General features: G+C 59.2%; 29 protein-coding genes. 11 read left to right on the top strand and 18 right to left on the bottom strand.

Annotated features, from left to right (window positions below; all coding sequences use genetic code 11):
• Nucleotides 1–41: 41 nt before the first annotated feature.
• The 9 genes from CCGE525_RS38570 to CCGE525_RS32900 form a co-directional block, all read right to left on the bottom strand.
• Complete coding sequence (locus CCGE525_RS38570; RefSeq protein WP_162950373.1) at nt 42–215, bottom strand: hypothetical protein; 174 nt, start codon at nt 213–215, stop codon at nt 42–44.
• 223 nt (nt 216–438) lie between these two features.
• A complete protein-coding gene (locus tag CCGE525_RS32935) occupies nt 439–771 on the bottom strand; it encodes a cytochrome C oxidase subunit IV family protein (RefSeq protein ID WP_120708358.1) in 333 nt (110 codons plus the stop codon).
• 10 nt (nt 772–781) lie between these two features.
• Nucleotides 782–1,504 carry a heme-copper oxidase subunit III family protein gene (locus CCGE525_RS32930; RefSeq protein ID WP_120708763.1) on the bottom strand — a complete coding sequence of 241 codons (723 nt, stop codon included), beginning with the start codon at nt 1,502–1,504 and terminating at the stop codon, nt 782–784.
• A gap of 11 nt (nt 1,505–1,515) precedes the next feature.
• Nucleotides 1,516–2,220: a cytochrome c oxidase subunit 3 gene (locus CCGE525_RS32925; protein ID WP_120708357.1), complete on the bottom strand. Its 705-nt coding sequence runs from the start codon at nt 2,218–2,220 to the stop codon at nt 1,516–1,518.
• Nucleotides 2,217–3,995, bottom strand: coding sequence for a cbb3-type cytochrome c oxidase subunit I (locus CCGE525_RS32920; protein WP_120708356.1), 1,779 nt, complete (start codon nt 3,993–3,995; stop codon nt 2,217–2,219). The genes CCGE525_RS32925 and CCGE525_RS32920 overlap by 4 nt, the downstream gene beginning before the upstream one ends.
• Nucleotides 3,996–4,051: 56 nt before the next feature.
• On the bottom strand, nt 4,052–4,852 hold the full coding sequence (locus CCGE525_RS32915) for a cytochrome c oxidase subunit II (RefSeq protein WP_120708355.1): 801 nt from the start codon (nt 4,850–4,852) through the stop codon (nt 4,052–4,054).
• A gap of 209 nt (nt 4,853–5,061) precedes the next feature.
• On the bottom strand, nt 5,062–5,451 hold the full coding sequence (locus CCGE525_RS32910) for a c-type cytochrome (RefSeq protein ID WP_120708354.1): 390 nt from the start codon (nt 5,449–5,451) through the stop codon (nt 5,062–5,064).
• Nucleotides 5,452–5,554: 103 nt separating this feature from the next.
• Entirely contained in the window at nt 5,555–6,370 is an 816-nt protein-coding gene (locus CCGE525_RS32905) for a DUF2189 domain-containing protein (RefSeq protein WP_120708353.1), read from the bottom strand.
• A 317-nt stretch (nt 6,371–6,687) separates the two neighbouring features.
• The gene (locus CCGE525_RS32900; RefSeq protein WP_245472239.1) at nt 6,688–7,401 is read right to left on the bottom strand and encodes a GntR family transcriptional regulator; all 714 of its coding nucleotides are present in this window, start codon (nt 7,399–7,401) and stop codon (nt 6,688–6,690) included.
• A 267-nt stretch (nt 7,402–7,668) separates the two neighbouring features.
• On the opposite strand from CCGE525_RS32900, the gene CCGE525_RS32895 reads away from it, so the two are divergent.
• The 5 genes from CCGE525_RS32895 to CCGE525_RS32875 all read left to right on the top strand — a co-directional run bounded on the left by CCGE525_RS32895 (nt 7,669) and on the right by CCGE525_RS32875 (nt 12,637).
• On the top strand, nt 7,669–8,757 hold the full coding sequence (locus tag CCGE525_RS32895; protein ID WP_120708352.1) for an ABC transporter ATP-binding protein: 1,089 nt from the start codon (nt 7,669–7,671) through the stop codon (nt 8,755–8,757).
• A 29-nt stretch (nt 8,758–8,786) separates the two neighbouring features.
• A complete protein-coding gene (locus CCGE525_RS32890) occupies nt 8,787–10,085 on the top strand; it encodes an ABC transporter substrate-binding protein (protein WP_120708351.1) in 1,299 nt (432 codons plus the stop codon).
• Nucleotides 10,086–10,154: 69 nt separating this feature from the next.
• Nucleotides 10,155–11,066 (top strand): ABC transporter permease, encoded by a 912-nt coding sequence (locus CCGE525_RS32885; protein WP_120708350.1) that lies wholly within the window; start codon nt 10,155–10,157, stop codon nt 11,064–11,066.
• A gap of 1 nt (nt 11,067) precedes the next feature.
• The gene (locus tag CCGE525_RS32880; protein WP_120708349.1) at nt 11,068–11,889 is read left to right on the top strand and encodes an ABC transporter permease; all 822 of its coding nucleotides are present in this window, start codon (nt 11,068–11,070) and stop codon (nt 11,887–11,889) included.
• Between the two features lie 4 nt (nt 11,890–11,893).
• The gene (locus CCGE525_RS32875; protein ID WP_120708348.1) at nt 11,894–12,637 is read left to right on the top strand and encodes an aspartate/glutamate racemase family protein; all 744 of its coding nucleotides are present in this window, start codon (nt 11,894–11,896) and stop codon (nt 12,635–12,637) included.
• A gap of 125 nt (nt 12,638–12,762) precedes the next feature.
• Here CCGE525_RS32875 and CCGE525_RS39255 read toward each other — a convergent pair whose 3' ends face one another.
• Nucleotides 12,763–12,987: a LysR substrate-binding domain-containing protein gene (locus tag CCGE525_RS39255; RefSeq protein ID WP_245472238.1), complete on the bottom strand. Its 225-nt coding sequence runs from the start codon at nt 12,985–12,987 to the stop codon at nt 12,763–12,765.
• A gap of 76 nt (nt 12,988–13,063) precedes the next feature.
• Complete coding sequence (locus CCGE525_RS32870; protein WP_245472237.1) at nt 13,064–13,663, bottom strand: LysR family transcriptional regulator; 600 nt, start codon at nt 13,661–13,663, stop codon at nt 13,064–13,066.
• Between the two features lie 94 nt (nt 13,664–13,757).
• On the opposite strand from CCGE525_RS32870, the gene CCGE525_RS32865 reads away from it, so the two are divergent.
• On the top strand, nt 13,758–14,735 hold the full coding sequence (locus CCGE525_RS32865) for a zinc-binding dehydrogenase (RefSeq protein WP_120708347.1): 978 nt from the start codon (nt 13,758–13,760) through the stop codon (nt 14,733–14,735).
• A gap of 73 nt (nt 14,736–14,808) precedes the next feature.
• Here the strand turns inward: CCGE525_RS32865 and CCGE525_RS32860 are convergent, their stop codons facing one another.
• Nucleotides 14,809–15,117, bottom strand: coding sequence for a hypothetical protein (locus CCGE525_RS32860; RefSeq protein WP_120708346.1), 309 nt, complete (start codon nt 15,115–15,117; stop codon nt 14,809–14,811).
• Between the two features lie 287 nt (nt 15,118–15,404).
• Here CCGE525_RS32860 and CCGE525_RS32855 point away from each other — a divergent pair, with 287 nt between their 5' ends.
• The 5 genes from CCGE525_RS32855 to CCGE525_RS32835 all read left to right on the top strand — a co-directional run bounded on the left by CCGE525_RS32855 (nt 15,405) and on the right by CCGE525_RS32835 (nt 19,314).
• Nucleotides 15,405–15,854 carry an ester cyclase gene (locus tag CCGE525_RS32855; RefSeq protein ID WP_120708345.1) on the top strand — a complete coding sequence of 150 codons (450 nt, stop codon included), beginning with the start codon at nt 15,405–15,407 and terminating at the stop codon, nt 15,852–15,854.
• A 133-nt stretch (nt 15,855–15,987) separates the two neighbouring features.
• Nucleotides 15,988–17,079 carry a bifunctional DNA-binding transcriptional regulator/O6-methylguanine-DNA methyltransferase Ada gene (gene ada, locus CCGE525_RS32850; RefSeq protein WP_120708344.1) on the top strand — a complete coding sequence of 364 codons (1,092 nt, stop codon included), beginning with the start codon at nt 15,988–15,990 and terminating at the stop codon, nt 17,077–17,079.
• An 84-nt stretch (nt 17,080–17,163) separates the two neighbouring features.
• Nucleotides 17,164–17,793: a hypothetical protein gene (locus CCGE525_RS32845; RefSeq protein WP_120708343.1), complete on the top strand. Its 630-nt coding sequence runs from the start codon at nt 17,164–17,166 to the stop codon at nt 17,791–17,793.
• A 217-nt stretch (nt 17,794–18,010) separates the two neighbouring features.
• Nucleotides 18,011–18,577, top strand: coding sequence for a methylated-DNA--[protein]-cysteine S-methyltransferase (locus CCGE525_RS32840; RefSeq protein ID WP_120708342.1), 567 nt, complete (start codon nt 18,011–18,013; stop codon nt 18,575–18,577).
• Nucleotides 18,574–19,314 carry a 2OG-Fe(II) oxygenase gene (locus CCGE525_RS32835; RefSeq protein WP_120708341.1) on the top strand — a complete coding sequence of 247 codons (741 nt, stop codon included), beginning with the start codon at nt 18,574–18,576 and terminating at the stop codon, nt 19,312–19,314. The genes CCGE525_RS32840 and CCGE525_RS32835 overlap by 4 nt, the downstream gene beginning before the upstream one ends.
• A gap of 13 nt (nt 19,315–19,327) precedes the next feature.
• Here the strand turns inward: CCGE525_RS32835 and CCGE525_RS32830 are convergent, their stop codons facing one another.
• The 6 genes from CCGE525_RS32830 to CCGE525_RS32805 form a co-directional block, all read right to left on the bottom strand.
• A complete protein-coding gene (locus tag CCGE525_RS32830) occupies nt 19,328–20,401 on the bottom strand; it encodes an ABC transporter ATP-binding protein (protein ID WP_120708340.1) in 1,074 nt (357 codons plus the stop codon).
• Nucleotides 20,398–21,327, bottom strand: a complete 930-nt coding sequence (locus CCGE525_RS32825) for a PfkB family carbohydrate kinase (protein ID WP_120708339.1) — start codon at nt 21,325–21,327, stop codon at nt 20,398–20,400. Before CCGE525_RS32825 ends, CCGE525_RS32830 begins: the two co-directional genes overlap by 4 nt.
• Nucleotides 21,328–22,344, bottom strand: a complete 1,017-nt coding sequence (locus CCGE525_RS32820) for an SIS domain-containing protein (protein WP_120708338.1) — start codon at nt 22,342–22,344, stop codon at nt 21,328–21,330.
• A 2-nt stretch (nt 22,345–22,346) separates the two neighbouring features.
• The gene (locus CCGE525_RS32815; RefSeq protein ID WP_120708337.1) at nt 22,347–23,192 is read right to left on the bottom strand and encodes a carbohydrate ABC transporter permease; all 846 of its coding nucleotides are present in this window, start codon (nt 23,190–23,192) and stop codon (nt 22,347–22,349) included.
• Nucleotides 23,192–24,076, bottom strand: a complete 885-nt coding sequence (locus CCGE525_RS32810) for a carbohydrate ABC transporter permease (protein ID WP_120708336.1) — start codon at nt 24,074–24,076, stop codon at nt 23,192–23,194. Before CCGE525_RS32810 ends, CCGE525_RS32815 begins: the two co-directional genes overlap by 1 nt.
• Before the next feature lie 74 nt (nt 24,077–24,150).
• Nucleotides 24,151–25,389 carry an extracellular solute-binding protein gene (locus CCGE525_RS32805; RefSeq protein WP_120708335.1) on the bottom strand — a complete coding sequence of 413 codons (1,239 nt, stop codon included), beginning with the start codon at nt 25,387–25,389 and terminating at the stop codon, nt 24,151–24,153.
• Nucleotides 25,390–25,549: the final 160 nt, after the last annotated feature.

Below are 25,549 nucleotides of genomic sequence, written 5' to 3'. Positions count from 1 at the left end.
GCCTCAAGGATGTTCGATGCAGCGATCGGAATTACAATGAATTAGCTGTTTCCATCGTTCTTCCGCGCCTTGGCGCTGTCGTTGGTGGATGACGACATCGTTTTGCCGTCGGGCTGCTGACCAAAATACGTTCCGCCAAGATGGCCGCCAGCGCTGGTATTCTTCACCTGCCGTTCGGCTCGCTTCTGGAGTTTTTGAACGTCGCTTTTGCTCATTTTTTGTCTCCATTGTTCAAGTCGTACACTTGAACAACTGGTACAGACAGGATGAGTTCCTCAGTTTTTCGAGATCGAAATCTTCACGGCAGGGCCAGCCAGCCGCCTCGAAGGTCTGCCACTGTTGGGCACGTGGTCGGAAAAAGGCGGTCCGAGGAAGGGCGGGAACCGGCAAGCCGGCTCCCCGCCGCCGGCATTATCCGCAATATAGCCGCTTCATCCCCTATTGACCGGCGCCGAAAAAGGTCATCCGGGTAAGCGCCGTGTAGTGCGATTCCGACACCATCAGAGCGACGAAGACAAGCACCAGGACTGGCGGAACCAGGATGGCGTAGATCAACGCCAGCCGTTCCCAGGCCATGTGCATGAAAACGGCGACGATCAACCCCGCCTTCAAGATCATGAACAGCAGGATCAGAAACCATCTGAGATAGCCCTGAATGCCGAGATAGTCGACGAGGTAGGAGAAGGTGCTGAGGACGAAAAGCAGTCCCCAGACCACCATGTAAAGTTTTATTGGATGCTGCTGTCCGGAATGTGCTTGTACCTTCGCCATGATGCCATCCTCACCACAGATAGAAGAATGCAAAGATGAATACCCAGACGAGATCGACGAAGTGCCAATATAATCCCATGATCTCGACGATCTCGTAATTGCCTTTGCGGCTGGTGAAGAACCCCCGCCTTTCCTGGTCGAAGTCTCCCCGCCACACCTTGCGTGCGATGATCAGAAGGAAAATCACCCCGATCGAGACGTGGGTGCCGTGAAAGCCCGTGATCATGAAAAAGGACGAACCGAACTGTGCCGCGCCCCACGGGTTTCCCCAGGGGCGGACTCCTTCCGTGATCAGCTTGGTCCATTCGAATGCCTGCATTCCGACGAATGTCGCGCCGAGGGCGGCCGTCGCCCACATCAGCGCGGCGGTCTTGCGGCGATCGCGGCGGTAACCGAAATTGACAGCCATGGCCATGGTACCGCTGCTGCTAATGAGGACGAAAGTCATGATGGCGATCAGGATCAGCGGGATTTCCGTGCCTCCGATCGTCAAGGCGAAAACCTCACTGGGATTCGGCCAGGGGACCGTGGTCGACATGCGCGCCGTCATATAGGCCAGTAGAAAACAGCCGAAAATGAAGGTATCGCTGAGGAGGAAGATCCACATCATCGCCTTGCCCCAGGAGACGTTCTTGAACGCCCGCTGGTCCGACGACAAATCAGCCGCGACGCCGCGCAGTCCCGCGGGCCGCAGAAGTGGGTCGTTTGCCGGTCTTTCTATGGATTCGGTCATCATGGAACTCCTCAAGTGACCAATTGACGGCAGAGATCGACGAAACTATTTGCCCAGCCCGCAAAGAGCGCAAAGAGGACCAGCCAGACAACAAGCATGAAATGCCAATAGATGGCGCAGAGCTCCACGCTCAGGCGGATTTTCGCCAGAGCGGGGCTGGTCCGGGCGCGGATTGTCGTCCGTCCGAGTACGAAAAGCCCACCCAGAATGTGCAGGCCATGCAGTCCGGTGATCATGTAGAAGAAGCTGTTCGATGGATTATCTGCGAGGAGATAGCCTGCCGCAACCAATTGCCGCCACGCCAGAACCTGTCCGGCGAGAAAGAGAACAGCCAATACAAACGCCACTGCAAGAGCAGTGTTCAGCATCTCGCTGCGGTCAAGATGGGCTTCCATCTTCGCCCATTGCAGAGCGGCGCCACTGGCGACGAGCGCGGCAGTATTCACCCAAAGCAGTCGTGGGATCGGTATACTCCACCAGTCGGTACCGCTCAGACGGCTAAGATAGGCGCTGATGAGGAGCGTGAACAAGGCGCCGACGACGGCGAGAAAGATGCCGAGACCGACTTTCGCCGCAGTCGCCCGTGACCCTCGCATCTCCGGCGCATCGCCTGCTAGCCCTGTTTCCAGCCAGGGCTTCGAGGTCAACCGCTGCCCTGTCATCCACCAGATGATGATGCCGAAGATACCCGCCATGAAGATGAGAATGGCGCTCATGACGACGGCCCTTCGGACAATCCGGCCGAAGCCGGCTGGTTCTGCGGCAGGAAGTCCTGGCTTGCTCCGGGGACACTGTAATCATACGGCCAGCGGTAGACGATCGGCAGCTCCTTGCCCCAATTGCCGTGAACGGGCGGCGTTTGCGGTGTCTGCCATTCCAGCGTCGTCGCTCGCCATGGATTGCCGCCTGCTTGCCTGCCCCAGCGAAGGCTCCAGGCCAGATTGAACAGGAACAGAATCTGAGCTGCCCCGACGACCAGCGCGGCAACGGTGATGAACATGTTCAGCGTATGCGCTGACGGCGGAATGAAAGCCGTTTCGCCAAGCTCGTAGTAGCGGCGCGGCACGCCCATCAAACCGAGGTAGTGCATCGGGAAGAAGATCGCATAGGCGCCTAGAAAAGTGATCCAGAAGTGGATCTGGCCCATCGTCACGTTCAGCATGCGCCCCGTGACTTTCGGATACCAATGGTGGATTGCGCCGAAGATCACCAGAATCGGCGCGACCCCCATCACCATGTGGAAATGCGCAACGACGAACATGGTGTCGGACAGCGGCACATCGACAACGACATTACCAAGAAAGAGGCCGGTCAGTCCGCCATTAATAAATGTGACGATGAACGCCAGGGCAAACAGCATCGGCAATGTCAGATGGATATCGCCGCGCCAGAGCGTCAGCACCCAATTGTAGACCTTGATGGCCGTCGGGATGGCGATGATCAACGTCGTGGTCGCGAAAAAGAACCCGAAGTTCGGGTTCATGCCGCTGACATACATATGATGCGCCCACACGACAAAGCTCAGCGCTGCGATGATGACAATCGCCCAGACCATCATCCTGTAGCCGAAGATGTTTTTGCGCGCGTGGGTGCTGATCAGATCCGAGACGATGCCGAAGGCAGGAAGTGCAACGATATAGACCTCGGGGTGGCCGAAGAACCAGAACAGATGCTGGAACAGGATGGGACTGCCGCCCCCTTGCTGCAACTGCTGGCCCATCTCGACGATGGAGGGCATGAAGAAGCTCGTGCCGAGCAAACGGTCGAACAGCATCATGACGGCGGCGACAAAGAGTGCCGGGAAAGCAAGCAGCGCCATGACGGTTGCGGTGAATATGCCCCATACCGTTAGGGGCATTCGCATCAGCGTCATGCCGCGGGTGCGTCCCTGCAGGACCGTGACGACATAGTTCAGCCCGCCCATCGTGAAGCCCATGATGAACAGGATCAACGATGACAGCATCAGGATGATGCCCCAGTCACGCCCTCCAGGCGTCCCCGATAGAAGTGCCTGTGGCGGATACAGCGTCCAGCCGGCACCCGTCGGCCCGCCAGGCGCGAAGAAGCCGGCGACCAACACGATGACCGCGAGCAGATAGAGCCAGTAGCTCAGCATGTTCGCATAGGGAAACACCATGTCGCGGGCGCCGAGCATCAAGGGGATCAAATAGTTGCCGAAACCGCCGAGGAACAGCGCCGTCAACAGGTAGATCACCATGATCATGCCGTGCATGGTGATGAACTGATAATAATGCTCCGCGTCGATAAAGGCGAAGGAACCTGGAAAGCCGAGTTGTAGGCGCATCATCCAGGACAGCACCAGCGCCACCATGCCGATCGAGATGGCGGTCAGTGAATACTGTATGGCTATGACCTTGGCATCCTGGCTGAAGACATATCTCGTCCACCAGCTTCTTGGGTGATAAAGCTCCACATCCTCGACTTCAGCGGGCAGGATGACCTGCTCATTGCCGGATCCGATGTCGACCATATTCCATCCTCCCTATTCCCTTTGATGCGGCCTTCCTCCTCAGATGCGCATGGCACTTACTTCTCCGCCGCCACCAATTTCGAGAAAGTCGGCTGTTGCTGCAGCCAGGCTTGATAGTCGGTATCGGTATCGACGACGACCGTGCCGCGCATCTGCGGATGACCAACCCCGCACATCTCCGCGCAAAGAATCTCGAAAGTTCCCGTTCGCGTCGGCGTGAACCAATAATAGGTGACCGTGCCGGGGATCATGTCCATCTTGGCCCGGAATTCCGGTACGTAGAAATCGTGAATAACGTCGATCGAGCGCAGAAGCACCTTCACTGGCTTGCCGACGGGTATATGCAGTTCGCCGCCTTCGATGATGACGTCGTCCATTCCGGCGGGATCATTCTTGTTCAAACCGAGCGGGTTGTCCGGAGTGACATTGCGCGTGTCCGCCCGACCGAGCTTTCCGTCCGCCCCCGGCAGCCGGAAACTCCATTGCCATTGCTGACTGACGACTTCGACCTCGCTGGCATCGGCCGGGACCGTGACGAACTGTTTCCATACGAACAGGCCCGGTGCGAGCATTGCAGCCACCCCAATCGCGGTTCCCCCGGCAAGCCACCATTCCAACCTCTTGTTTTCGGGCTGGTATGCCGCCTGGTTTCCGGCGCGGTGCCTGAAGCGGAGGACGCAATAGGCTATGAACAACACGACCGCCGTGAAAACGAAGCCGGTGATCCAGAACGTGATGACAATGGTGTTGTCGATATAGCTCCAATTGGATGCGATCGGCGTCCACCACCAAGGGCTCAAGAGGTGGAAGGCGATCGACCCCACCACCAGCAGAACGAGAATCAATACGACAGCCATCGTCTCCTCCCGAACCGGCCGCGAACATTTCCACAATCCCGTCGCGAAACGTTTGAGTATTATCTCATGAACGAATCGGACGGGCAATTGCAGCATTAGCAGCGGAGCATATTGACACCGCGGGAACGGATCGGCGGCGTCTGGTCGTTGAGCCGAACCCGGCCGATCCGACCGGCGACACGGGAAACAGCTCGATTACATCAGGCATTTCACTGTTTGGAGTATTGCTTCAGATAGGCGATCAGATTGGTAATCTCGGTATCATCCTTCAGCCCAACGAAGGTCATTTTCGTGCCCTTCACCTTCGCCTTAGGGTCGTGCAAATAGTCGCGGAGCGTCGCTTCGTCCCATACCAAGCCACCCTTGCCCGCCTGCTGCATCGCCGGCGAATAGGCGAAATTCGGGTGTGTTCCGGCCGTCCTGCCAAACAGACCGTTCAGCGAGGGGCCGACCTTGTTCTGGTCCGTTTCGGCGATATGGCAGATAGCGCATTTCTTGAAAATGGTCGCCCCTGCGGTGGCGTCGCCTTGCTGCGCGAGCGCGCCGAGCGGGGAAGCGATGGCAAAAAGCAGGCAAATCGGAAGAAAACGGTGAGACATGGCAATCCTCATTCTCTTCATCGCTATCCCAACCAACACGACTGTCATCTGGCAGGTCGCAACGGCTTGGAGGATGATCCGGGGGTAAATTTCCTTTACGAATTCAAGGCGTGCGGTTCGGGTAGGCGGGAACAATCAATTTTCGATATAGGTGCCAGGTCGAATGCCCGAGGATAGGCATGACGACCGCAAGGCCGGCGAAGATCGGGATCGTGCCGACGACGAGCAGTGCCGCGACGATCAATCCCCAAAGCGCAATTGGCCCTGGATTGGTAAGCGTGGCGCGTATGCTTGTGTCCACAGCCGCGACGGCGCCGATATCCCGGTCCAGCAGCAGCGGGAAGGTGACCACCGTCGTCGCCAGCACAATTACCGCGAAAACGAAACCGGCCAGGTTCCCCCAAAGCATAAGGGAGAGGCCGCGCGGCGTCGTCAGCACATCTGATAGGAAGGCGGAGATCGAGGCGAGGCCGGCCTCGTCGAAGGTCATGGTGTAGATGCGCTGCGCGACAATCAGCCAGGCGACGAAAAGCACGAACAACATGAGACCGACCGCAACGATGGACGGCAGCGCCAGCGAATGACGCACGTCCAAGGCATGATGCCAGGAGCTGTCGAGCCCCTGCTCACGGCGTCGGCTGATCTCATAGAGGCCGATGGCCGCGATCGGACCAACCAATGCAAAGCCTGACATCAGGGGATAAAGTAGCGGCAGCAGGTTGGCGCCGGAACTCCACATGACAAGAAAGACGCCCGCTATCGGATACATGAGACAGAGAAAGACGTAATGGGATGGTTTCTCTCTGAAGTCTTCCAATCCCAACTTCAGCGCATCGACAAGATCCACGACACCTATCTTGCGGACTTCCGGACGCGTGAATTCACCGCTCGCACCGGCCATGACATGGAATGTCGCCATAGCAACTCTCCTCCTCCACCCTGGTCCGGCTGGCAGTGCAAAGGCGCCCGGCAATTTTTCACCGACACGTCAAGCCGCAACCGGTGATGATAGATCTATCAAATCTTATAGCCTTTGTCGCCTGTTGCTTAAATTAGACGCTCGTCATTTTTGCCGGAACCTCTGGGACCCAGGACGCGTGATCGCGGATAGTTCTGCAAAGCGTTCGCAGCGATCTCCTCGGCTGTTGCCCTTCAGCATATCGTCAGCGCCGTCCGAGAACCTTGGTATTTCAGGGGAAGGTCGCGTTGCACCAAGGGCGCGCCGCGGAGTTCATTTTAACGCTCGAAAGCTTCTTTTAAACCGAAGCCCTTGCGCTCCCGCAGATCTAGATCGGCTTCGATATGCGAAATATGGTGGAGCATGAGATCACGTGCCGCCTCGACGTCCCTTCGTTCGATGGCGGCAATGATGTCGCCATGCTCCGCGTGACCACAGCTCGAGGCGCTCGATTGGCCGTAGAGCGCAATCACAAGCGACGAGCGCGCGACAAGCTCCTCCATGAAGCGCTGCATGATTGAATTGCCGGAGATCGTAGCGAGCATGAGATGAAAATCGCCCGATGCCTTGATCTCGGCGCGGCGTGCGGACTGGCCACGTTCGCTCATAAGCCGCCCTTCTTCGAGCAGGAGTTGCTTCAGGTGCTGAACCTGCAAGGGTGTGATCCTCTTCGCCGCTTCGCTGAGAATACCCGGCTCCACCAGACGACGGGCGGCGAAGATCTGCCGGGCTTCGTCCGGCGAAGGATAGGCGACGAAAGCGCCGCGGTTTTTCTCGACGCTGACAAGCCCTTCATAGGACAGGGCCTGCAGAGCGGCGCGCGCTAGCGTCCGGCTGACGTTGAACAGATTGCCGACATCACTTTCCGAAAGTTTCGTGCCCGGTGAAAGCCGGCGCTCGACGATCGCTTCGCGAATGGCATCGCGGATCTGCTGTGCGCCGGTTTCAGTGGAATCGTTTGAGGTCAGGAGCGCGTCGGCTGGGGAATTCATGAAATTGGATACCTGATAATCGATGCGATGATATCCGTGTTCGTCGCGAAAGTTAAACGGAATTTGTCGCAAAATTGAGGATTAATTGTATACGATTTAATGCCTATATTGCAGACGAAAGCCTATTTCATGTGCAGACAGGTGTTTGCCTCTCATGAGGCAATTTTCTGAGTCCGCAGCAAAAAACCATGAATCACAAAGAGTTGGTGCACTGCACCAGAACTGGCACAGCAGATGCATTGTCTTTCTCGAACAGAGGGAGACACGATGTCGAAAGCGGCAGAGATCGATATAGCATCCGTTTCGAAGGTCTATGGCACGACGACCGCCGTGCATGCCATAAGCCTGAAGATTCCGGCCGGCTCCTATTGCTGTTTTCTGGGGCCATCCGGCTGCGGCAAGACGTCAACCCTACGCATGATCGCGGGCCATGAAAGCATCTCGTCGGGCGATATCCGTCTAGGAAATATCGTTGTCACCGATTTCCCGCCTGCCAAGCGCGGAACGGCGATGATGTTCCAGTCCTATGCGCTCTTTCCGCATCTCGATCTCATCGACAATGTCGCTTTCAGCCTGAAGATGAAGGGCGTGGACAAGGACGACCGCCGGGCCAAGGCGCTTGACATGCTGAAGCTGATGCAGATGGAAGCCTATGCCACACGGCGTCCAGCACAGCTTTCCGGTGGGCAGCAGCAACGTGTGGCGCTTGCCCGCGCTCTGATTACCGATCCCGAGGCCCTGCTTCTCGACGAGCCGCTGTCAGCGCTCGATCCGTTTCTGAAGATCCGCATGCGCGCCGAGCTGAAGAAGCTGCAGAAGACGCTGGGCATCACCTTCGTGCATGTGACGCATAGCCAGGAAGAGGCCATGGCGCTCGCCGATATCATCGTCATCATGAACGATGGCAGGATCGAGCAGGCGGCTGCGCCCCGTCAAGTCTTCGAGCGCCCGGCGACGGCTTTCGTCGCCCGCTTCATGGGCGATCACAACGTACTCTCCGGCCGGGTGGCATCCAGCGAAAACGGTGTGCTGACGATGGTCGTGCCCGAGGGGCAGGCTTTTTCGGTGCGCGGAACCGGCCGGGACGTGGGCGAAGCTATCGATATCGGCATCCGCACCGACCGTGTACGCCTGCAGGAGGCCTCCGAAAAGACCCTCGGCTTCAACGGTATCGTCTCCAACATCGAATATCGCGGCGCGTCGGTGAAAATCACCGTCATCGGCGCGGGCAGCGACGACTTCACGGTCATCGCGAGCGACGGCGATTACTTCGCCAAACCGGTATCGGTCGGCGATGCGGTGTCTCTGAGCTGGGCCCTGGAGGACGCGATCCTCCTTGGCCGGGTTTCCGCATAACTCGTAAGCATCACAAAAGGGGAACTGACATGACGACTGAAACGAAGACAACCAAGCCGGCAAAGGGAATCTCCCGCCGTTCGCTTTTGAAGACCGGCGCTGCCGCCGCCGGCGCGATCGCCGGCTCCGGCCTCATCACCGGCTTTCCGACCATCTGGGCGCAATCGAACATCACGCTTCGCCAGTTCGGCACCGGCGTTTCGAACATCAATGCGATCGCCGAGAAGTGCAAAGCCGATCTCGGCATCACGCTGGAGATGACGGCGACCGATTCCGACGCCGCCGCCCAGCGCGCCGTTACCCAGCCGGACAGCTATGACATAGCCGACATCGAATACTGGATCGCCAAGAAGGTCTTCCCGACCGGCGTCATGCAGCCGATGGACGTCAAGAAGCTCAAATATTACGACAAGATCGTGCCGCTGTTCATCAACGGCAAGCTGAAGCCGGACAGTGTCATCGCCCAGGGCACGGCGCCGCACACGGTCGGCTTCGTCGAAGCGCAGGGTTCAAAGAAATTCGCCAAGGAGCCGACGCAGTGGATGACGATGGTTCCGACCATCTACAATGCCGACACCTTGGGCATCCGTCCGGACTTGACCGGCCGTCCGATCACGAGCTGGGCCGACATCCTCGATCCGGCCTTCAAGGGCAAGACCGCAATCCTCAACATCCCGTCGATCGGCATCATGGATGCTGCAATGATCATGGAAGCTGCCGGCAAGATCAAATACGCCGATAAGGGCAACATGACGAAGGCGGAGATCGACAAGACGATTGACTTCCTGATCAAGACCAAGGGTGACGGCCAGTTCCGCGCCTTCTGGAAGTCCTTCGACGAAAGCGTCAACCTGATGGCGTCGGGCGAAGTCGTCATCCAGTCGATGTGGTCACCGGCCGTTGCCGCCGTTCGTTCGAAGGGCATCCCTTGCACCTTCCAGCCGCTCAAGGAAGGTTATCGCGCCTGGGGCGGCGGTCTCGGCCTCGCCTCGCACCTCAAGGGCGCACAGCTCGATGCGGCCTATGAATATATCAACTGGTACACGTCCGGCTGGGTCGGCGGTTATCTCAACCGCCAGGGTTACTACTCGGCCTGCATGGAAACGGCCAAGCAATTCATGTCGGCCGACGAATGGGGTTACTGGATCGAGGGCAAGCCGGCGCAGGGCGATATCTTGTCTCCTGAAGGCAAGGTCATGGAGAAGGCCGGCGCCGTTCGCGACGGCGGCTCGTTCGAAGCCCGTATGGGCGCGGTCGCCTGCTGGAACTCCGTGATGGACGAAGACCGCTATATGGTCCGCCGCTGGAACGAGTTCATCGCCGCCTAAGTATCGCCCCCCAATCCAATCCTCTCCCCGCAAGCGGGGGGAGGAAGCCGCTAACGGAGAGACCGGAACATGGCGACGATCGCTTCATCGGAAACAGACCAGGCAATACGGAAAGCAGGTGGTGGTTTCGGCGTGCCGCTATGGCTCATCTCCTATCTGCAGGCAGCGCCGCTCTTTCTGATCCTGGGTTTCTTCTTCCTCCTGCCGATCACGATGATCGGCGTCGTCAGTTTCTGGGACTATGATTTCGCCGGTCTCTATCCCGCCTTCCTGACCACGAACTACACCGATACGCTGGGTTCGTGGGTCACCTGGAAGACCTATCTCAACACCCTGAAATTCACCGCCATCGTCTGGGCATTGACGCTGGTGATCGGTTTCTGGGTCGCCTATTTCCTCGCCTTCCATATCCGCCGCACGTCGACGCAGATGATCCTCTTCCTCGTCTGCACCGTGCCTTTCATGACGTCGAACATCATCCGTATGATCTCCTGGATCCCGGTGCTCGGGCGCAACGGTCTCGTCAATTCGACCCTGATCCAGATGGGGCTCATTCCGAAGCCGATCGAATGGCTTCTCTATTCCGATTTTGCCGTCGTGCTCGCCATGGTGCATCTTTATACGCTGTTCATGGTGACGCCGATCTTCAACACGCTGATGCGCATCGACCGCTCGCTGTTCGAAGCGGCGCGCGACGCCGGCGCCAGCGGCTGGCAGGTCCTTTGGAACGTCGTGATCCCGCTTGCCAAGCCCGGTATGGCGATCGGCACGATCTTTGTTGTTACGCTGGTCATGGCGGATTTTTCGACCGTGCAGGTCATGTCCGGCGGCCAGAGCGCCTCCATCGCGCTGATGATGAAAAATCAGATGTCGCTGCTGCAATACCCGGCCGCGGCTGCGAATGCTGTCGTGCTGCTGATCCTCGTCCTGCTGATGGTCTCCGCCATCCTGCGGGTCGTCGATATCCGCAAGGAGCTTTGAGATGAACCGCGAAAAACGCAGCCTGGAATTCTATGTCCTGGCGATCTTTTTCATCGTCTTCGTGCTGTTCCTTTATGGGCCTCTTTCGGCGATCCTCATCCTCTCCTTCCAGGGACCGGATGGCGGCCTGACCTTCCCGTTGAACGGTGTCTCGCTGCATTGGTTTGCAAACCTGTTTGAGAAACAGGCGGTCGGCGATTTCGGCGCCTCCTTCCGTCGATCCTTCATGCTCGGGCTGATGGTGATGATCGTTACTGTCGTCGTCTCGCTGCTCGCGGGCCTGGCCTTCCGCCGCGGCTTCCGCGGGGCGTCGCTGCTGTTCTACGCGACGGTTGCCAGTCTCGTGGTTCCGTCCATCATCATTTCCCTCGGCATCGGCGTCGTCTTCCAGCAGGGCGGTCTTGCTCCGGCCTGGTATTCCTCCGCCTTCGGCGCACATCTGACCTGGACTCTTCCCTTCGGCGTGCTGATCATGTTCGCCGTCTTCAACCGTTTTTCGCCGGCTTACGAGGAGGCCGCTCGCGATCTCGGGGCGACTTCATGGCAGACCTTCCGCTACGTCGTGCTGCCGATGATCGCGCCGAGCCTGATCGGCGTCGGTCTGTTCGGCTTCACGCTGTCCTATGACGAGTTCGCGCGCACGTTGATGACATCCGGCACCTACAACACGCTGCCCCTGGAGATCTACGGCATGACCACCAACGTCACCACACCCGTGCTTTATGCGCTGGGAACGGTGACGACCCTCTTTTCCTTCACCATCATTCTCGTGGCGCTCGGCATCATGGCCATGCTTGGCCGCCGGCAGGCCAAGAAAAGCTGAGATCATGCGTTTATTGCTCATCAATCCGAACACCAGTGCGTCGATGACCGAAAAGGCCGCGATTACCGCCCGCGCTGTCGCTGCGTCGGGGACAGAAATCATTGCCGCCACCTCACGGACGGGACCAGCCTCTATCGAGGGATATTATGACGGCGCCCTTGCCGTTCCCGGCCTTCTGAGCGAACTCAAGGAGCGGCAGACGACGGGTTATGATGCCGCGATCGTCGCCTGTTTCGATGATACGGGTCTCGACGCGGCGCGCACGTTTTCGGATGTCCCTGTTCTCGGGCTTTGCGAATCCGCCGTCGCGACGGCCGGCTTTCTCGCCCAGCGCTTCACGGTCGTGACAACGCTGGAGCGTTCGCGGGTCCTGATCGACAACCTCATCCAACGTTACGGCATGGGCGGGCGGGCAAAGGTGCGTGCCTCCGATATCGCCGTACTGGAACTCGAGGATGCCGCATCCGGCGCGATCGGCAAGCTGCGGTCTGAAATCGAACGAGCGCTGGAAGAAGACGGAGCAGAAGCGATCGTGCTCGGTTGCGCCGGCATGACCGATCTTGCGCGCGAGTTGCAGGAGATCTACGGCGTGCCGGTGATCGACGGCGTCGCGGCGGCCGTCAAACAGGCGGAAGCTCTGGTGTCGCTCGGCCTTTCCACCAGCAAGCGCGGCTCCTACGCCTCTCCACTGCCAAAGCCTTTCAGCGGTGCGATGAGCGATTTCACGCCAATGTCAGCCTCCGGTTGACCTACGGCCGATTCGTTCGACAAGGCATCCATCAAAGAAGAGCGCGATATCCGAATGACCGGCAGGATTGTCAATCGGCGAATCGACGCCAGCGATCGCCGCTGACGAAGACAGATGGCGCGTCCTTACGGCGTCCAACGACCGATGTGTGCGGCTATGTAGCGCCATAGCCGATTAGCGGCCGGCCCGTGTGGTCTGTCCCTGCGGCGGGCGGCCACCAGATCGATGCGGCCGCCCTTGAAGTCGGCATTGGTAAAGTCGATGAGGAGGCCTTGGCGTATTTCCTCTTCGACCAGGAAATGCGGCATGTGTCCCCAGCCCATCGCATTCAGGATCACCTGTTTCTTCATGAGCTGATCGCTGACGGTGAGATATCTTGCACCTCTAAGGACGTAGTAGTCTTTCGGTGGCGAATGGCGGGCCGTATCACGGATGATGCATTGCACGAGGTCTTGAAGATGAGGCGGCGTGATCTGTTCGGGTAGAAGAGCCGGGGAATACTTCCGGTGCGATAACGGGAACAAGGTCGACGGAGGAGAGGTCGATGTAGTCGAACAAGGGGTCGCTCTTGTCTATGTGATGAAAGATCAAATCGGCCTCGTCGTCCGCGAGCCGCTCCCAGGGTCCTGAGATCGCTTCGAAATAGAGATCGAGACGGGTCGCAGGATTGTCTATCGAAAAATTTCGCAGGCATTGCAGCGTCGGCTCAAGTGGGCAGAGGTCGCCGACAACCACCCGCAATGCCGTTTCTTCTCCCATGGCAAGCTGCTTCCCGAATGTGCCGAGGCCATCGGCCTGTCGCAAGAGATTTTGCGCCTTGGCATGAAAAGCACGGCCTCTTTCTGTCAGGACTACGCGATAGCCGCTGCGGTCGAGAAGTGGAAAGCCGAGTTGCACCTCCAGATTTCTTACGGCGGCGACCACGGTCGGATGGGTGCGCAGCAGCCGATCGGCGGCAGCCTGAAAGCTGCCTTCTGTGGCAACCGCATCAAAACACTTCAACTGCTGCAACGTAATGCCATTCATTGTAGATTTTCTCTAAAAAGATTGCTCGAATTTCGAACAATATATCTACGAAACTCTCCGATAAAAAGGCTTTGTCCAAACAAGGGAGAAAGTCATGAAAGCCATAAGGTTCAAGGAATATGGGGGACCGGATGTCCTCGAAATAATCCATCAAACGGATCCCGAGCCGACAGAGGGAACCATCGTCATCGCCGTGCGTGCATTTGGTCTCAATCGCGCCGAGACGTATATGCGCAGCGGCAAGTGGGGTGAGGTCGCGAAGATCAGCGGCATCGAATGCGTTGGAGAAATCCTGCATGATCCGAGTGGCCGATTTGAAATCGGGACCAAGGTTGCCGCGCTGATGGGTGGTATGGGACGCAGCATCAATGGCAGCTATGCCGAGCAGACACGTGTTCCCGCAGCTAATGTCGTACCGATCAAATCGAGACTGTCGTGGGCGGACCTCGCCGCCATTCCTGAATCCTATGCGACAGCGTGGACATGTCTGCATCGCAATCTCACGATCGCCGATGGACAGACACTTCTAATCAGAGGTGCAACCTCCGCACTCGGCCAGGCTGCGATCAACATTGCCGCCGCTGCAGGCGCCATTGTTATTGCGACGACGCGCCGGCCGGAACGGCTGTCGGGCCTTCGCGATCTTGGCGCACACCAAGCTGTCTTGGACGAGCCGTCGCTCAGCGAGACCATACGCCGGCATTATTCATCGGGCCTCGACGCTGTCCTCGATATCGTCGGCACGTCAACCCTGCTGGATTCACTGAAGATGGTGCGACGGGGCGGCCATCTCTGCATGGCAGGTTTTCTTGGCGGCGGCAGCGGTATCGACGCGTTCGATCCGCTGTCGCATATGCCGAGCGGCGTTCAGCTCAGTTTTTTTGCCAGCTTCATGTTCGGTACGCCAGACTTCGAACTTGATGACGTTCCCTTGCAAGCCATCGTCGAACAGGTGGAGGCCGGCATCTACAATGCCAAGCCGGCTCGGACTTTTGACTTTCATGACATTCGCGAAGCGCATCGTCTTATGGAGGGTGACGGTGCCATGGGAAAGCTTGTCGTTGTTGTCTGATCGTCTAAACCTGTCGAGCTTCGGGCACAGCAACTCTTTCCTGTACCTTTCTTCCAATCCAGGACTGGCCTGATCACGGGCGTAGATCGGTGGTGGGGCTACAGATCCAGATGGCGCAATTGCGTGTATCCTTCGACGGCACATAGCTTTGTTCAGCGAAGCCGTTGCCAAGGCAAACATTGGAATTGGCGACGGCGCGGTCATAGAGCAGAGGACCGGAACCCCGGGACGGCGGATACTGCAGGATAACCGCGCGGTTCGCCCGAACGAAGGACTGGATTTCAGCGCACGACCTCGTGTCGGTTCGCAGCCGCTCGATTGCGGACGCCGGAGAGGCTGCGAAGACCGCGAGCGCGGCAAGCACGGTGATTTGAGCTTTCATCTGCGTTCTCCCTCTGTGACAGGCGAACTTTCCCACCGATCCGGTCGGCCGGCACCCCGTTCCTTGCTTTCAAACCAAACCATCTCCTTTTATGCGGCGTCTGTCACCACCATAAGCAGTCGAAAGCGCTATCTGGGGTAGTTGCGTTCCGGCGGCTTTGTAACTCGACGGATTCGATTGCGGGGCAAGAACCGGAGTTTTGACGCCGCCGGACCGGCCTATCCCTTTGTTCAGGTCATCGACCGAGATCGGTGATCCCTGCTGGATAGATCAAGAAGGAAATCCACATGAGCAAAGAAGAAGACAACAAGGCCATCGTTGCGCGTTGGTTCACCGAATTCTGGGGTGAGACCTGCAACCTGTCTGTCGTCGACGACATCGCCGCGCCGGACATGTTGCTGAAATACTCGCTGCATGAGCCGCGTCGTGGCCGTGACGATATCAAGGCCTTTATGACTGATTTTCGCACGGCATTCCCGGATCTCAATTTCTGGGGCACAGCCGATCTCATTGCCGAAGGCGACTATGTCGTCGGCCAGTGGGAAGGCGGCGGCACCCACAACGGTCCGGCGTTTGCCGACTTTCTGGTCGGTTCGCTGCCGGCTGCAACCGGACGCAAGATGCGCTTCACCGGCACCACGATCCTGCGCATCGAGAACGGCAAGATCGCCGAGGAAATCGGCCTCGATGACGGTGTGACGGCGCTCGCGCAGCTTGGCCTCATCAAGGCCGCCTGATGGAGAGGCCGCCGCCCATCGTTCCGGGCGGCGACCTCCTGTGGTCTCTGGTCACGCAGGAATCGGGTGGCCGCGCGGCTCTTCGACTGCCAAGAATGGTGTCCTTGCGCTGGATAATACAGGGACGAACGATATGACCGTGATGCCCAGAAACCGGACGACTTTTACACAAACAGCGGTGGCCGATGATCCGCGTTGGGCACGCATTGTCACCCGTGACCGGTCTGCCGATGGTCATCTCTGGTACTCGGTGGCGACGACCGGCGTCTATTGCCGGCCGTCCTGTCCGTCGCGAACCGCAAACCCCAGGAACGTGCAACTGCATGACTCGCTGGAAGCTGCCAAAGCGACCGGTTTTCGCGCCTGCAAGCGATGCAATCCGGATGGCCCTTCCACGGATGATGAGAACGCCGCGATCGTCGCGCGCGTTTGCCGCTTGATCGAAGAGAGCGAGGAAGAACCGTCTCTGAACGAGCTCGCGGACGCTGCCGGACGCAGCGCCAGCTATTTTCACCGGCTGTTCAAATCGGCAACCGGCCTGACGCCCAAGGACTACGCCTCGGCACATCGTGCCGCCAAGGTGCGCGAAGGCCTTGCAAACGGCAACAGCGTGACCGAAGCGATCTACGATGCCGGGTTTAATTCGAGCGGGCGTTTCTACGAAAAATCCACCGATATGCTCGGAATGACGCCGACCCAATATCGATTGGGAGGTGCCAACGAGGATATACGTTTTGCGGTCGGTCAATCGTCCCTGGGCGCGATCCTGGTGGCGTCGAGCAAAAGAGGCGTGGCGGCCATTCTCCTCGGCAGCGATCCCGATGCGCTGGTGCGCAATCTTCAGGATCGTTTTCCCAACGCCAATCTGATCGGCGCCGATGGCGATTACGAAGCCCTTGTGGCGCGCGTTGTCGGTCTCGTGGAAGCGCCCGGTCTCGGGATCGACTTGCCGCTTGATGTTCGCGGAACGGCCTTTCAGCGGCGCGTTTGGCAGGCCTTGCAGCAAATACCGGCTGGCCAGACTGTTTCCTACGCGAAGGTTGCCCTCCGGATCGGCTCGCCCAAGGCGGTGCGCGCCGTTGCCGCAGCATGCGCGGCCAATAATCTGGCCGTCGCGATCCCGTGCCATCGGGTGGTGCGGAACGACGGTTCGCTTTCCGGCTGCGCCTGGGGCGTGGAGCGAAAACGTGTTCTGCTTGATCGTGAAGCGGCCGAAGGCCGCTGAGGACCCGATGAGCATCTCCCCGCGTCGCACCGCTGCATCGCGATATCTCTGGCGCACGCCGCGCGAGCGAGGCAATATTCTCCCATGAGCGCTCCGCTTCAGAATCGCGTGACCCCCTTTGGCGATATCGTTGCCATTTCGCAACGAGGACTGTTTACGGGCAATCGCGGTATCATCCACGATCCGGCTACCAAAACGTTGCTGAACAAACGCTGGTCGACCAAGGCATGGCTGGTTTGCACTTGCGAATACAAAGGCCGCCGCCGAGATGTCATGGCCAGCCGGAGCTGGACCGAACTCTTCTTTCTCGATGAGGCCGTGGCATTGGCAGCCGGCCATCGTCCTTGTTTCTTCTGTCGGCGCGATGCCGCTAAAAAATTCCGCGCGGCGTGGGCGGGCGCGAGGGGACAGGCCGAGCCCTCGGTAACCATCATGGATGCCGTCCTCCACAGCGAACGCACGGAGCGCGGGCGCAAGCGGATACACCCGCTTCCGGGACCACACTCTCAGCTGCCGGATGGTACGGTTGTCGCGGCAGACGGTTCGGCTTACACGATTGCCAATGGCCGAGCTTTTCGCTGGGCAGAGCATGGCTATGAGCCGCCACAGGAACTCACCCACGCCGACGGCATGCTGACCCCGCCGTCGACATTCATGGCGCTTCGGGCAGGCTATCGGCCGATCCTTCACCCCATGATCGGGACGTTCCGATAGGCTCAACACGACCGGCCCGTTTGACCCCGATGGAACTGCTGACCGCCAGTCCGAGGCTACCGGCATGGCTAAAACGAGATTGTTTTCCCCGAAGAGATAATCGACGGTGAATCACCAATAGCCGAGAAAAGTTGTCGATTTGAAAGCAAGGACCGGAGTGAGGGCCGACGTCTGCAGCTCTACTGTCGATGATCATAAGGATCATCGAGCTAAGCAAATGAACCTCATCAACACCGATACCTCATCGCGGCGCGAGCTGCTGACGACGAGGACAGACATCCAAAACGCTATCGCCTATTCGATCGGCGATAGCACCTTAGGCAAAATTCTCGTCGCACGCAGCGCCGTCGGGGTCTGTGCTATCCTGATCGGATCGGACGACGATGCGCTAACGAATGATCTCGCCGTCTGCTTTCCGACGAATAAACTGATCTCGGACGAACCGCGCCTCTGCGACGACATCGACAAGGTTGCCCAGTTCATCGAAAGACCGGAAGCCGGGTTGGATCTGCCGCTCGATATGCGGCGTGGCACGCCGTTCCAGCGCCGGGTGTGGGATGCTCTTCGCGCAATTCCATGCGGCGCCATGGTAACCTACGCCGCGCTTGCCCGACGCATCGGCGAGCCGAAGGCAGCCCGCGCGGTTGCCAGCGCCTGTGCGGCAAACGCAATCGCTTTGGGCATACCCTGCCACCGGGTCGTCCGCAGCAATGGCACGTTGTCGGGCTATCGCTGGGGCATCGAGCGAAAGCGTGCTCTCATCGAGAAGGAGGCTAGAGCATGAATGCCCATTCCAAACTTGATCCATCGGCCTCCGCCGCGGAGGCGCGGGTCGCTGCCTATGATTGGCAGAAGCTGTCGGAAGAACTGAGCGGGTACGGCTGCGCGGTTATGGAGAGGTTGCTGTCGCCTGAGGAATGCCGGGCGATTGCCGATCTTTATCCGCAGGAGGAGCATTTCCGCAGCCATATTCACATGGCGCGCCATGGCTTCGGCAAGGGCGAATACCGCTATTTCAAATATCCGTTGCCCGACCTGCTTGGCGGTCTGCGCACGGCACTTTATCCGCGGTTGGCCGAGGTTGCCAACGACTGGAACGGCCGCATGGGTATCGATCAGCGTTACCCCGCAAACCATGCTGCGTTACTCAAGCAATGCCATGATGCGGGCCAGACGCGGCCGACGCCATTGCTGTTGCAATACGTCCCGGGCGACTTTAACTGCCTGCACCAGGACCTCTATGGCGACCTCGCATTTCCGCTGCAGGTGGCGATCCTGCTTTCCGAACCGGGGAGGGATTTCACGGGCGGCGAGTTCGTCCTGACGGAACAGCGCCCGCGGATGCAAAGCCGCGTCGAGGTGGTGCCGTTGCGCCAGGGCGACGCGGTCGCCTTTGCGGTCCACAATCGTCCGGTTCAGGGCTCCAAGGGGAGCTACCGCGTCAACCTCCGGCACGGCGTCAGCCGTCTTCGATCAGGCATGCGCCATACGGTCGGGATCATCTTTCACGATGCGAAATAATCAGCTCAGTCGCCTAACGAAGGCAGCTGAGGCCCGTTTCTGCGTCAAAAAGATGTATCGCTTCATCGTCGAAGGATAGCGTTAGCTTACGGTTGTTTCCGATTGACGTGCGCGGAGGAAGACAAGCGGTCAACCGCTGATCTCCGGCGAGGGCGGTGACGACGAGTTCGGGGCCGGTCAGCTCCGCTATTTCAGGCATAGCCTCGATCGACAGAGCGGCTTGTTCCAGGCGCAATGCCTCCGGCCGTATGCCGAGAACAAGCTGCTGGCCTTCTTCCACCTTACCCTTGAAGCGATCGGGAAGCCGCAGATACGTGCCTGCGCCTTGCAACTCCAACCCTTCGCGGCGAAGCGTCGTCTTCAAAAGGTTCATAGGCGGTACGCCGACGAAGGTTGCGACATAGAGCGTTGCAGGGCTGTTGTAGATCTCCTCCGGCGTGCCCAACTGTTCGATCTTTCCATCCCGCATGACCGCGATCCGGGTGGCGAGCGTCATCGCCTCGATCTGATCGTGGGTGACATAGACGATCGTCGTCTTCAGCATCTGATGAAGACGTTTGAGTTCCGTGCGCATTTCCATGCGCAGTTTGGCGTCGAGGTTCGAAAGCGGCTCATCGAAAAGGAAGACTTCCGGCTTGCGCACCAGTGCTCGGCCGATTGCGACGCGCTGCCGCTGGCCACCGGAAAGCTGGCTTGGCTTGCGGTCCAGCAGATTTTCGATCTGGAGCAGTTTCGCCGCCTCGCGCACGGCCTTGTCGCGCTCTGCCGCCGGCACTTTGCGCATCTCAAGGCCGAAGCCGATATTGCGATGGACCGTCAAGTTTGGATAGAGCGCATAGGATTGGAACACCATGGCGATGTCGCGGTCTTTGGGGTGCACGCCAAGAACCGAGCGAGAGCCTATCCGCACGTCACCGCTGGTCGCCTCGGCAAGACCGGCGATGATGTTCAGCAGCGTGGACTTACCGCAGCCGGAGGAGCCGAGCAGCACCAGGAATTCGCCGCTTTCAAGCGAGATGTCGATGCCTTTCAGTGTCTCGACTTGACTATAGGTCTTGCGAATATTCTGGATTTCGAGCGCGCTCATCGCATGGTCTCCGCGGAAGCCTTGAGCTTGCCGTAGCTACGGGGAAGGGTGGAAATGGCGCGTGAGGCGACCTCAGTTCCAGCCGTCAAGGAGATCGAAAGTGGCTCGCCGCGGGCAAGCGCCGCCAGGAACGCGGCATTGAAGACATCGCCGGCGCCGATCGTATCCACGACTTTCACGTTGGGGGCGGTGGCTACAACGAATTCGCCCCGCTGATCGATGGCGATCGCGCCATCGGGACCACGTTTGACGACGACAACAGCCCCATCCGGCATATGCGAGCGAAGCTGGCGTGCAGCGTCTGCCGGATCATCGAGACCTGCGAGCGTGGTTGCTTCGACCTCATTCAACAGGGCGACGCCGCAACGCGACAGCCATCCAAGCGCGGCGGCGCAGTTTTCGTCTGTCCAACCATCGAGCGGCCATCCGGTATCGAGGGCGACAGTGATCCGGTGTTCATCGGCCCAATTGAACAAGGCGTCGTAGTCTTGGGTCAGGTCGTCGGTCAGGAAGGAGCCACAGAGCAGAGCGTAGCCGCCGGAAAGCTTCGGCCCGTCGAGAACGGCAAGGACGTCTGCAAGGCTGAGACGTGGCAGGTGACCGCGGGTCGTAAAAAAGGTCCGTTCGCCGTCGGGATGGGTAATGCCCACCGAAAGCGTCGTCGGCTCCGGCCGCACCGGCCAATGCGCCGCGCGTTCGCCAAAGGCTTCGCTCAGCCAGCGACCAAACTGATCGCTGCCGACATTCGCGGCGATCTCGAAGCTGACGCCAAGCCCATCCCACGCGAGCGCGCTATTTCCGGCTGCACCGCCGACACGCAGTTCGTCATGGTCGACGATGATTTCGGTGCCTGCCTTCGGCCAAGGCGCCGCAGGCCCAAGAATCAAGTCGACATTGACATTACCGATGACTGCAAGCGGCTTCATTCATTCACTCCGCGTGATTTTCGTCGAGCGGACCGGCGTTCCGGCATTGTCGACGCGGGCTTCGGCAAAAGCGATCATCAGCCGTTGTGCGACGGGCAACATGGCGAAGATCGCCGCGAGGCCGCTTGCGGGCTCGAAGCGGAGCGTCACTGCTCCCGCCACCGGCTCCTCGCCGGATGCATCGAAGACGACGGTCGGAGCACCGGTTTCCACGGCGGAGACGATCATCGCGGTGACAAGGCCTGCCGTATTGTCCCGCCCACGGAACAGAACGACGCCCATGTTCGGTCCGAGCATTTCCATCGGCCCGTGCCGAAGCTGCCCGCCTTCGAGCGAGAAACATGGGCGGCGAGACAGCTCCGTCAAACCAAGTGCGAGCGCTTCCGCGACGCCCTGCAATCTGCGGCCAGAGGTAACGACTGTTTGGACGTTCGCGAGTGCGGAGAGTGCGGTGGTGATGTCGATGTCTTGAGGCGATTTCAAAACGGCAAGCGCTGCTGTCGGATCTTCACCAAGCGCTGCAAGGATTGCGAGATGCAGGGCAAAGGTGACAGTCAGGCTGCGTGTTGCAGCGAAGGCCAATTCCGTGCCGCCGGCGCCGACTAGGGACGGTGCAGTCTTTGCCAGGAATGAGTGGCCTTCCAGCGTCAACCCGAATGTCTCGTCCCTACCGCCGGCCTCATTGAACCAACGGACCACTTCGGCGCTTTCACCGGATTGCGAGGTAACGAAGATCGTCCGGCCGTTCAGCAACAGCGGCTGGCCGAGCTGTTCGGATAGCGGTAGCGCGATCGCATCGATGCCCAGAGTGCGATAGAGCGGTTCGACCGCGCGGTTGACGGCGTGCGATCCACCCATGCCGAGCAGCAGGAGCTTGCCCGTTCTCTTCAGCGAGGCGGCCGCCTTTGCAGCCATTTCGGAAGCGCCTTCGTAGGAGGCAATGGCATCCGCATGCTGGCGCGCCATTTCGCGATCGATTGCAACAAGTCCCGTCGGTCGTGTTTTTTGTTCGGTCATGGTCACCCCTTGACGCCGCCGCTTGTCAGCCCCGAAATCAGGGCGCGTTGCATGACGAGACCGACCAGCACCGGGGGCAGGGCGGCAAGCACACCGGCGGTCGCAATCAGTCCGTAATCAGATACACGGCCGCCAGCCAGATCGGCTATGGCGACGGTCAGGGTCTTCGCCCGCTGGTCTGATGTAAAGAGCAGCGCATAGAAGAATTCATCCCAGGCCAGCAGGAATGCGAAGAGCGCTGATGTCGCAATCACCGGCATCGCAAGCGGCAGCGTAATGATCTTCAGCGTCTGGAACAGGCCGGCGCCGTCGATCATGGCAGCGGATTCGATTTCTCTTGGAATGGAATCGAAACCGGATTTCATCAGCCAGGTCGTGAACGGCGCGAGGATGGTGAGATAGACAAGCGCAAGCCCGAAGACGTTGTTCAGCATGCCGAGATAGGCAAGGCCCATATAGAGCGGCACAGCGAGCGCCACCGGCGGCAGCATGTAGGTGGCGATCACCATGGACAGCGACCAGCCGACCGACGGCGTGCGCGATACGGCCCAGCCAGCCGGGATGGCCAGCGCAATGGCGGCGATTGTCGCCATGCCGGCGACCTCGATACTGTTGCGCAGCGAGGAAGTGAAGGCGGCGCCAGTGCTGTTCTCGATCGTCGAGAACAACAACCGGTAACGGGAAAAATCGGTCGTTTGCGGCCACCAGCGCAACGGCTTCGCCGCGAGATCGGCCGCCGGCGAGATGCTCATGACGAACAGCCAGAGGATCGGCGCGAGAATGACGGCGGCCAGCACGATCGCGGAGACGTAGATGAATAGGGTGAAGATCGGGTTTTTGCGTTCCATTAGGCAGCACTCCCCACCGTCTTACGCACCAATGCGGCATAGCCGGCGGCGAGCACCGTCACCAGCAGCGTCACCATCAGTGCCAGCGAGGCGCCGGATCCAGCCCGCTGAAAGGAGAAGGCTTCCTGATAGACAAGGATCGACAATGTGCGTGTGCTGTTCGCGGGGCCGCCGCGCGTCATGACCCAGATGATATCGAAGACTTTGAAGGCTTCGATGGTCCGCAGCACCAGCGCCACCATCAGCGGACCGGCGAGATATGGCAGGATCACGAAGCGAAAACGCGCTATCGGCCCGGCGCCGTCGACCAGCGAGGCAGCAGTGATTTCCCGCGGAACAGCCTGCAGCGCCGCCAAAGCGATCAGCGCGACGAGGGGAAAATTCTTCCAGCAATCGGCGACGATCAGCGCCGCCAGCGCGGTGCCCGGTTCCCCCAGCCAGGAACGATAGGCATCAATCAGACCAAGCTGCGTCAGCGCAGCATTCAAGGCACCATATTCCGGATTATAGATCAGCCGCCATAGTGTCGCATTCACGACGGTCGGTAGTGCCCAAGGCAGGATCATCAGTGCGCGCAGCGCCGTGCGGCCACGGAATTCCTGATTGAGCAGCAATGCGGCAAGCACGCCGATCACCATCTCGGCGGCAACGGAAATGATCGCAAACAAGGCGGTCGTGACGAGGGTCCGCTGGAAGTTCGAACCGGACAACATCTTTGTAAAGTTATCGATCCCGACGAAATTGCCTTCGGTGCCGACAAGCTTGGCATCGGTGAAGGAGAGACGGACGGTATCGACCAAGGGCCATCCAATGACGGCGATCATGACCACGAGGAGCGGCAACATCAAAAGCCACGCGCGGGTTGTCATCCAGGTGCCGGACATTCAGGGCCACTCTTTTTATTCGTCGGGCTGGATTGAAAACGGGCGGCACTTTGCGCCGCCCGTCTTAGGCGACCTTAGAGACCGCTGTTAGCGGCAGCCGATTTCAACGCATCTTCCGGCGAGGACTGGCCGAGCAGTGATTCCTGGATCGCTTGTTGAAGCGCCGTCGAAAGCTCCTGGTATTTCGGCGTCGTCGGGCGCGGGTACATGGCGGCGAGGCCGACCTTTGCCGCCGCGATCAGTTCTTCCTGTCCCTTCGTGACGGCAGGGTCCTGATAGGAGGACGCCCAGATCGGCAGGCTGAGCTTGGCATATTGGTTCTGCGTCGGCTGCGAGGTCATGAAGCTGATGTATTTCCAGGCTTCGTCCGGATGTTTGCTGGCGGTCGTGACGCCGAGGCCCATCGAACCGTTCACGGCAGAGGCTTCGCTCTTACCGGCAACGCCCGGAGCCGGTACGACACCAACCTTGCCGGCCACTTTGCTGTCCTTCGGATCGTTCGCCATGTTGTACATGTAAGTCCAGTTCAGCGCGAAAGCAGCGTCGCCGTTTTCGAAGACCTTGCGGACGTCTTCCTCAAGAAATTCCTTGGAGTTCGGATTGGTAAGGCCGGACGTATAGCTTGAAACCATGTATTTCAGGGCATCGAGACCACCGCCTGTCTGGAAGGCGGGCTTGCCGTCCTTCAGGAAGTCTCCCTTATAGGCGCTGACGAGTGTCGTGTAGTCGCAGATGGCGGCTTCGGCCTGCGACCAGCTCCAGGCAATCGGCGTCGCCAGCAGTCCCTTGTCCTTGATCGTTTTTGCCTGTTCGGCGAGCTCATCCCAGGTCTTCGGTGGGTTCTTGATGCCGGCTTTTTCCAGGATTTCCTTGTTGTAGAACAGATATTTCGTATCGAGAATCCACGGCATGCCGAAATATTTGCCGTCATATTGAACCGTGGTCCAGGCGCCGGGCAGCACGCCCTTTTTCATGTCGTCGGTGATGCGCGAGGACACGTCGACGAGCACTTTGTTCGTCGCGTATTCGGCCGGCCAGATCACATCGAAGAGGACGACGTCATAGCCGCCGCCGGAGCCCTGTGCCAGCACGGTCTTGTCGTGCAGGCCCTCATAAGGAACAAACTCGAGGTTGACCTTGATATCGGGATTGGCCTTGGTGAAGGCGTCGGTCATGGCGCGCACGTCGGCTTCGCTATAGGCGGCCTGTGCCATAAAAAGTGCGTTGATCGTCGTTTCGGCAAATGCATGCGATGCAAAGGACATGCCGATCAGCGCGGCGCCGAGCAGCGTCTTGTGTATGGATTTCAACATTACACCCTCCAGTTTTTTGACTTTCCGGATTTCCGATGGCGGCTCTGCGTCGCGACCGGTTGTTGAAAAGGCAGCCGGGATCGGATGCCTCGTTCCTGTTGGATCATCGTCAGGGCCTCGTTCGGCCGGGTTGTTCCCGTGAAACTCTTTGGTTTCTTAT

The organism is Rhizobium jaguaris (genome assembly GCF_003627755.1).
Classification (GTDB): domain Bacteria; phylum Pseudomonadota; class Alphaproteobacteria; order Rhizobiales; family Rhizobiaceae; genus Rhizobium; species Rhizobium jaguaris.
Note: the sequence above shows the minus strand (reverse complement) of the source record. Positions and strands in the feature narration are given on the sequence as shown.

Excerpts from the sequence above, each read along its gene's own strand:
- CCGE525_RS39255 (WP_245472238.1), bottom strand. The coding sequence starts at position 12,987 with ATGAAGAAACAGGTGATCCTGAATGCGATGGGCTGGGGACACATGCCG.
- CCGE525_RS38570 (WP_162950373.1), bottom strand. The coding sequence starts at position 215 with ATGAGCAAAAGCGACGTTCAAAAACTCCAGAAGCGAGCCGAACGGCAG.
- CCGE525_RS32825 (WP_120708339.1), bottom strand. The coding sequence starts at position 21,327 with ATGAAGCCGCTTGCAGTCATCGGTAATGTCAATGTCGACTTGATTCTT.
- CCGE525_RS32830 (WP_120708340.1), bottom strand. The coding sequence starts at position 20,401 with ATGAGCGCGCTCGAAATCCAGAATATTCGCAAGACCTATAGTCAAGTC.
- CCGE525_RS32840 (WP_120708342.1), top strand. The coding sequence starts at position 18,011 with ATGAACCTCATCAACACCGATACCTCATCGCGGCGCGAGCTGCTGACG.
- CCGE525_RS32895 (WP_120708352.1), top strand. The coding sequence starts at position 7,669 with ATGTCGAAAGCGGCAGAGATCGATATAGCATCCGTTTCGAAGGTCTAT.
- CCGE525_RS32930 (WP_120708763.1), bottom strand. The coding sequence starts at position 1,504 with ATGACCGAATCCATAGAAAGACCGGCAAACGACCCACTTCTGCGGCCC.
- CCGE525_RS32815 (WP_120708337.1), bottom strand. The coding sequence starts at position 23,192 with ATGGAACGCAAAAACCCGATCTTCACCCTATTCATCTACGTCTCCGCG.
- CCGE525_RS32885 (WP_120708350.1), top strand. The coding sequence starts at position 10,155 with ATGGCGACGATCGCTTCATCGGAAACAGACCAGGCAATACGGAAAGCA.
- CCGE525_RS32910 (WP_120708354.1), bottom strand. The coding sequence starts at position 5,451 with ATGTCTCACCGTTTTCTTCCGATTTGCCTGCTTTTTGCCATCGCTTCC.
- CCGE525_RS32835 (WP_120708341.1), top strand. The coding sequence starts at position 18,574 with ATGAATGCCCATTCCAAACTTGATCCATCGGCCTCCGCCGCGGAGGCG.
- CCGE525_RS32920 (WP_120708356.1), bottom strand. The coding sequence starts at position 3,995 with ATGGTCGACATCGGATCCGGCAATGAGCAGGTCATCCTGCCCGCTGAA.
- CCGE525_RS32880 (WP_120708349.1), top strand. The coding sequence starts at position 11,068 with ATGAACCGCGAAAAACGCAGCCTGGAATTCTATGTCCTGGCGATCTTT.
- CCGE525_RS32810 (WP_120708336.1), bottom strand. The coding sequence starts at position 24,076 with ATGTCCGGCACCTGGATGACAACCCGCGCGTGGCTTTTGATGTTGCCG.
- CCGE525_RS32845 (WP_120708343.1), top strand. The coding sequence starts at position 17,164 with ATGAGCGCTCCGCTTCAGAATCGCGTGACCCCCTTTGGCGATATCGTT.
- CCGE525_RS32905 (WP_120708353.1), bottom strand. The coding sequence starts at position 6,370 with ATGGCGACATTCCATGTCATGGCCGGTGCGAGCGGTGAATTCACGCGT.
- CCGE525_RS32925 (WP_120708357.1), bottom strand. The coding sequence starts at position 2,220 with ATGAGCGCCATTCTCATCTTCATGGCGGGTATCTTCGGCATCATCATC.
- CCGE525_RS32855 (WP_120708345.1), top strand. The coding sequence starts at position 15,405 with ATGAGCAAAGAAGAAGACAACAAGGCCATCGTTGCGCGTTGGTTCACC.
- CCGE525_RS32900 (WP_245472239.1), bottom strand. The coding sequence starts at position 7,401 with ATGAATTCCCCAGCCGACGCGCTCCTGACCTCAAACGATTCCACTGAA.
- CCGE525_RS32875 (WP_120708348.1), top strand. The coding sequence starts at position 11,894 with ATGCGTTTATTGCTCATCAATCCGAACACCAGTGCGTCGATGACCGAA.
- CCGE525_RS32805 (WP_120708335.1), bottom strand. The coding sequence starts at position 25,389 with ATGTTGAAATCCATACACAAGACGCTGCTCGGCGCCGCGCTGATCGGC.
- CCGE525_RS32870 (WP_245472237.1), bottom strand. The coding sequence starts at position 13,663 with ATGAATGGCATTACGTTGCAGCAGTTGAAGTGTTTTGATGCGGTTGCC.
- CCGE525_RS32865 (WP_120708347.1), top strand. The coding sequence starts at position 13,758 with ATGAAAGCCATAAGGTTCAAGGAATATGGGGGACCGGATGTCCTCGAA.
- ada (WP_120708344.1), top strand. The coding sequence starts at position 15,988 with ATGACCGTGATGCCCAGAAACCGGACGACTTTTACACAAACAGCGGTG.
- CCGE525_RS32915 (WP_120708355.1), bottom strand. The coding sequence starts at position 4,852 with ATGGCTGTCGTATTGATTCTCGTTCTGCTGGTGGTGGGGTCGATCGCC.
- CCGE525_RS32860 (WP_120708346.1), bottom strand. The coding sequence starts at position 15,117 with ATGAAAGCTCAAATCACCGTGCTTGCCGCGCTCGCGGTCTTCGCAGCC.
- CCGE525_RS32820 (WP_120708338.1), bottom strand. The coding sequence starts at position 22,344 with ATGACCGAACAAAAAACACGACCGACGGGACTTGTTGCAATCGATCGC.
- CCGE525_RS32935 (WP_120708358.1), bottom strand. The coding sequence starts at position 771 with ATGGCGAAGGTACAAGCACATTCCGGACAGCAGCATCCAATAAAACTT.
- CCGE525_RS32890 (WP_120708351.1), top strand. The coding sequence starts at position 8,787 with ATGACGACTGAAACGAAGACAACCAAGCCGGCAAAGGGAATCTCCCGC.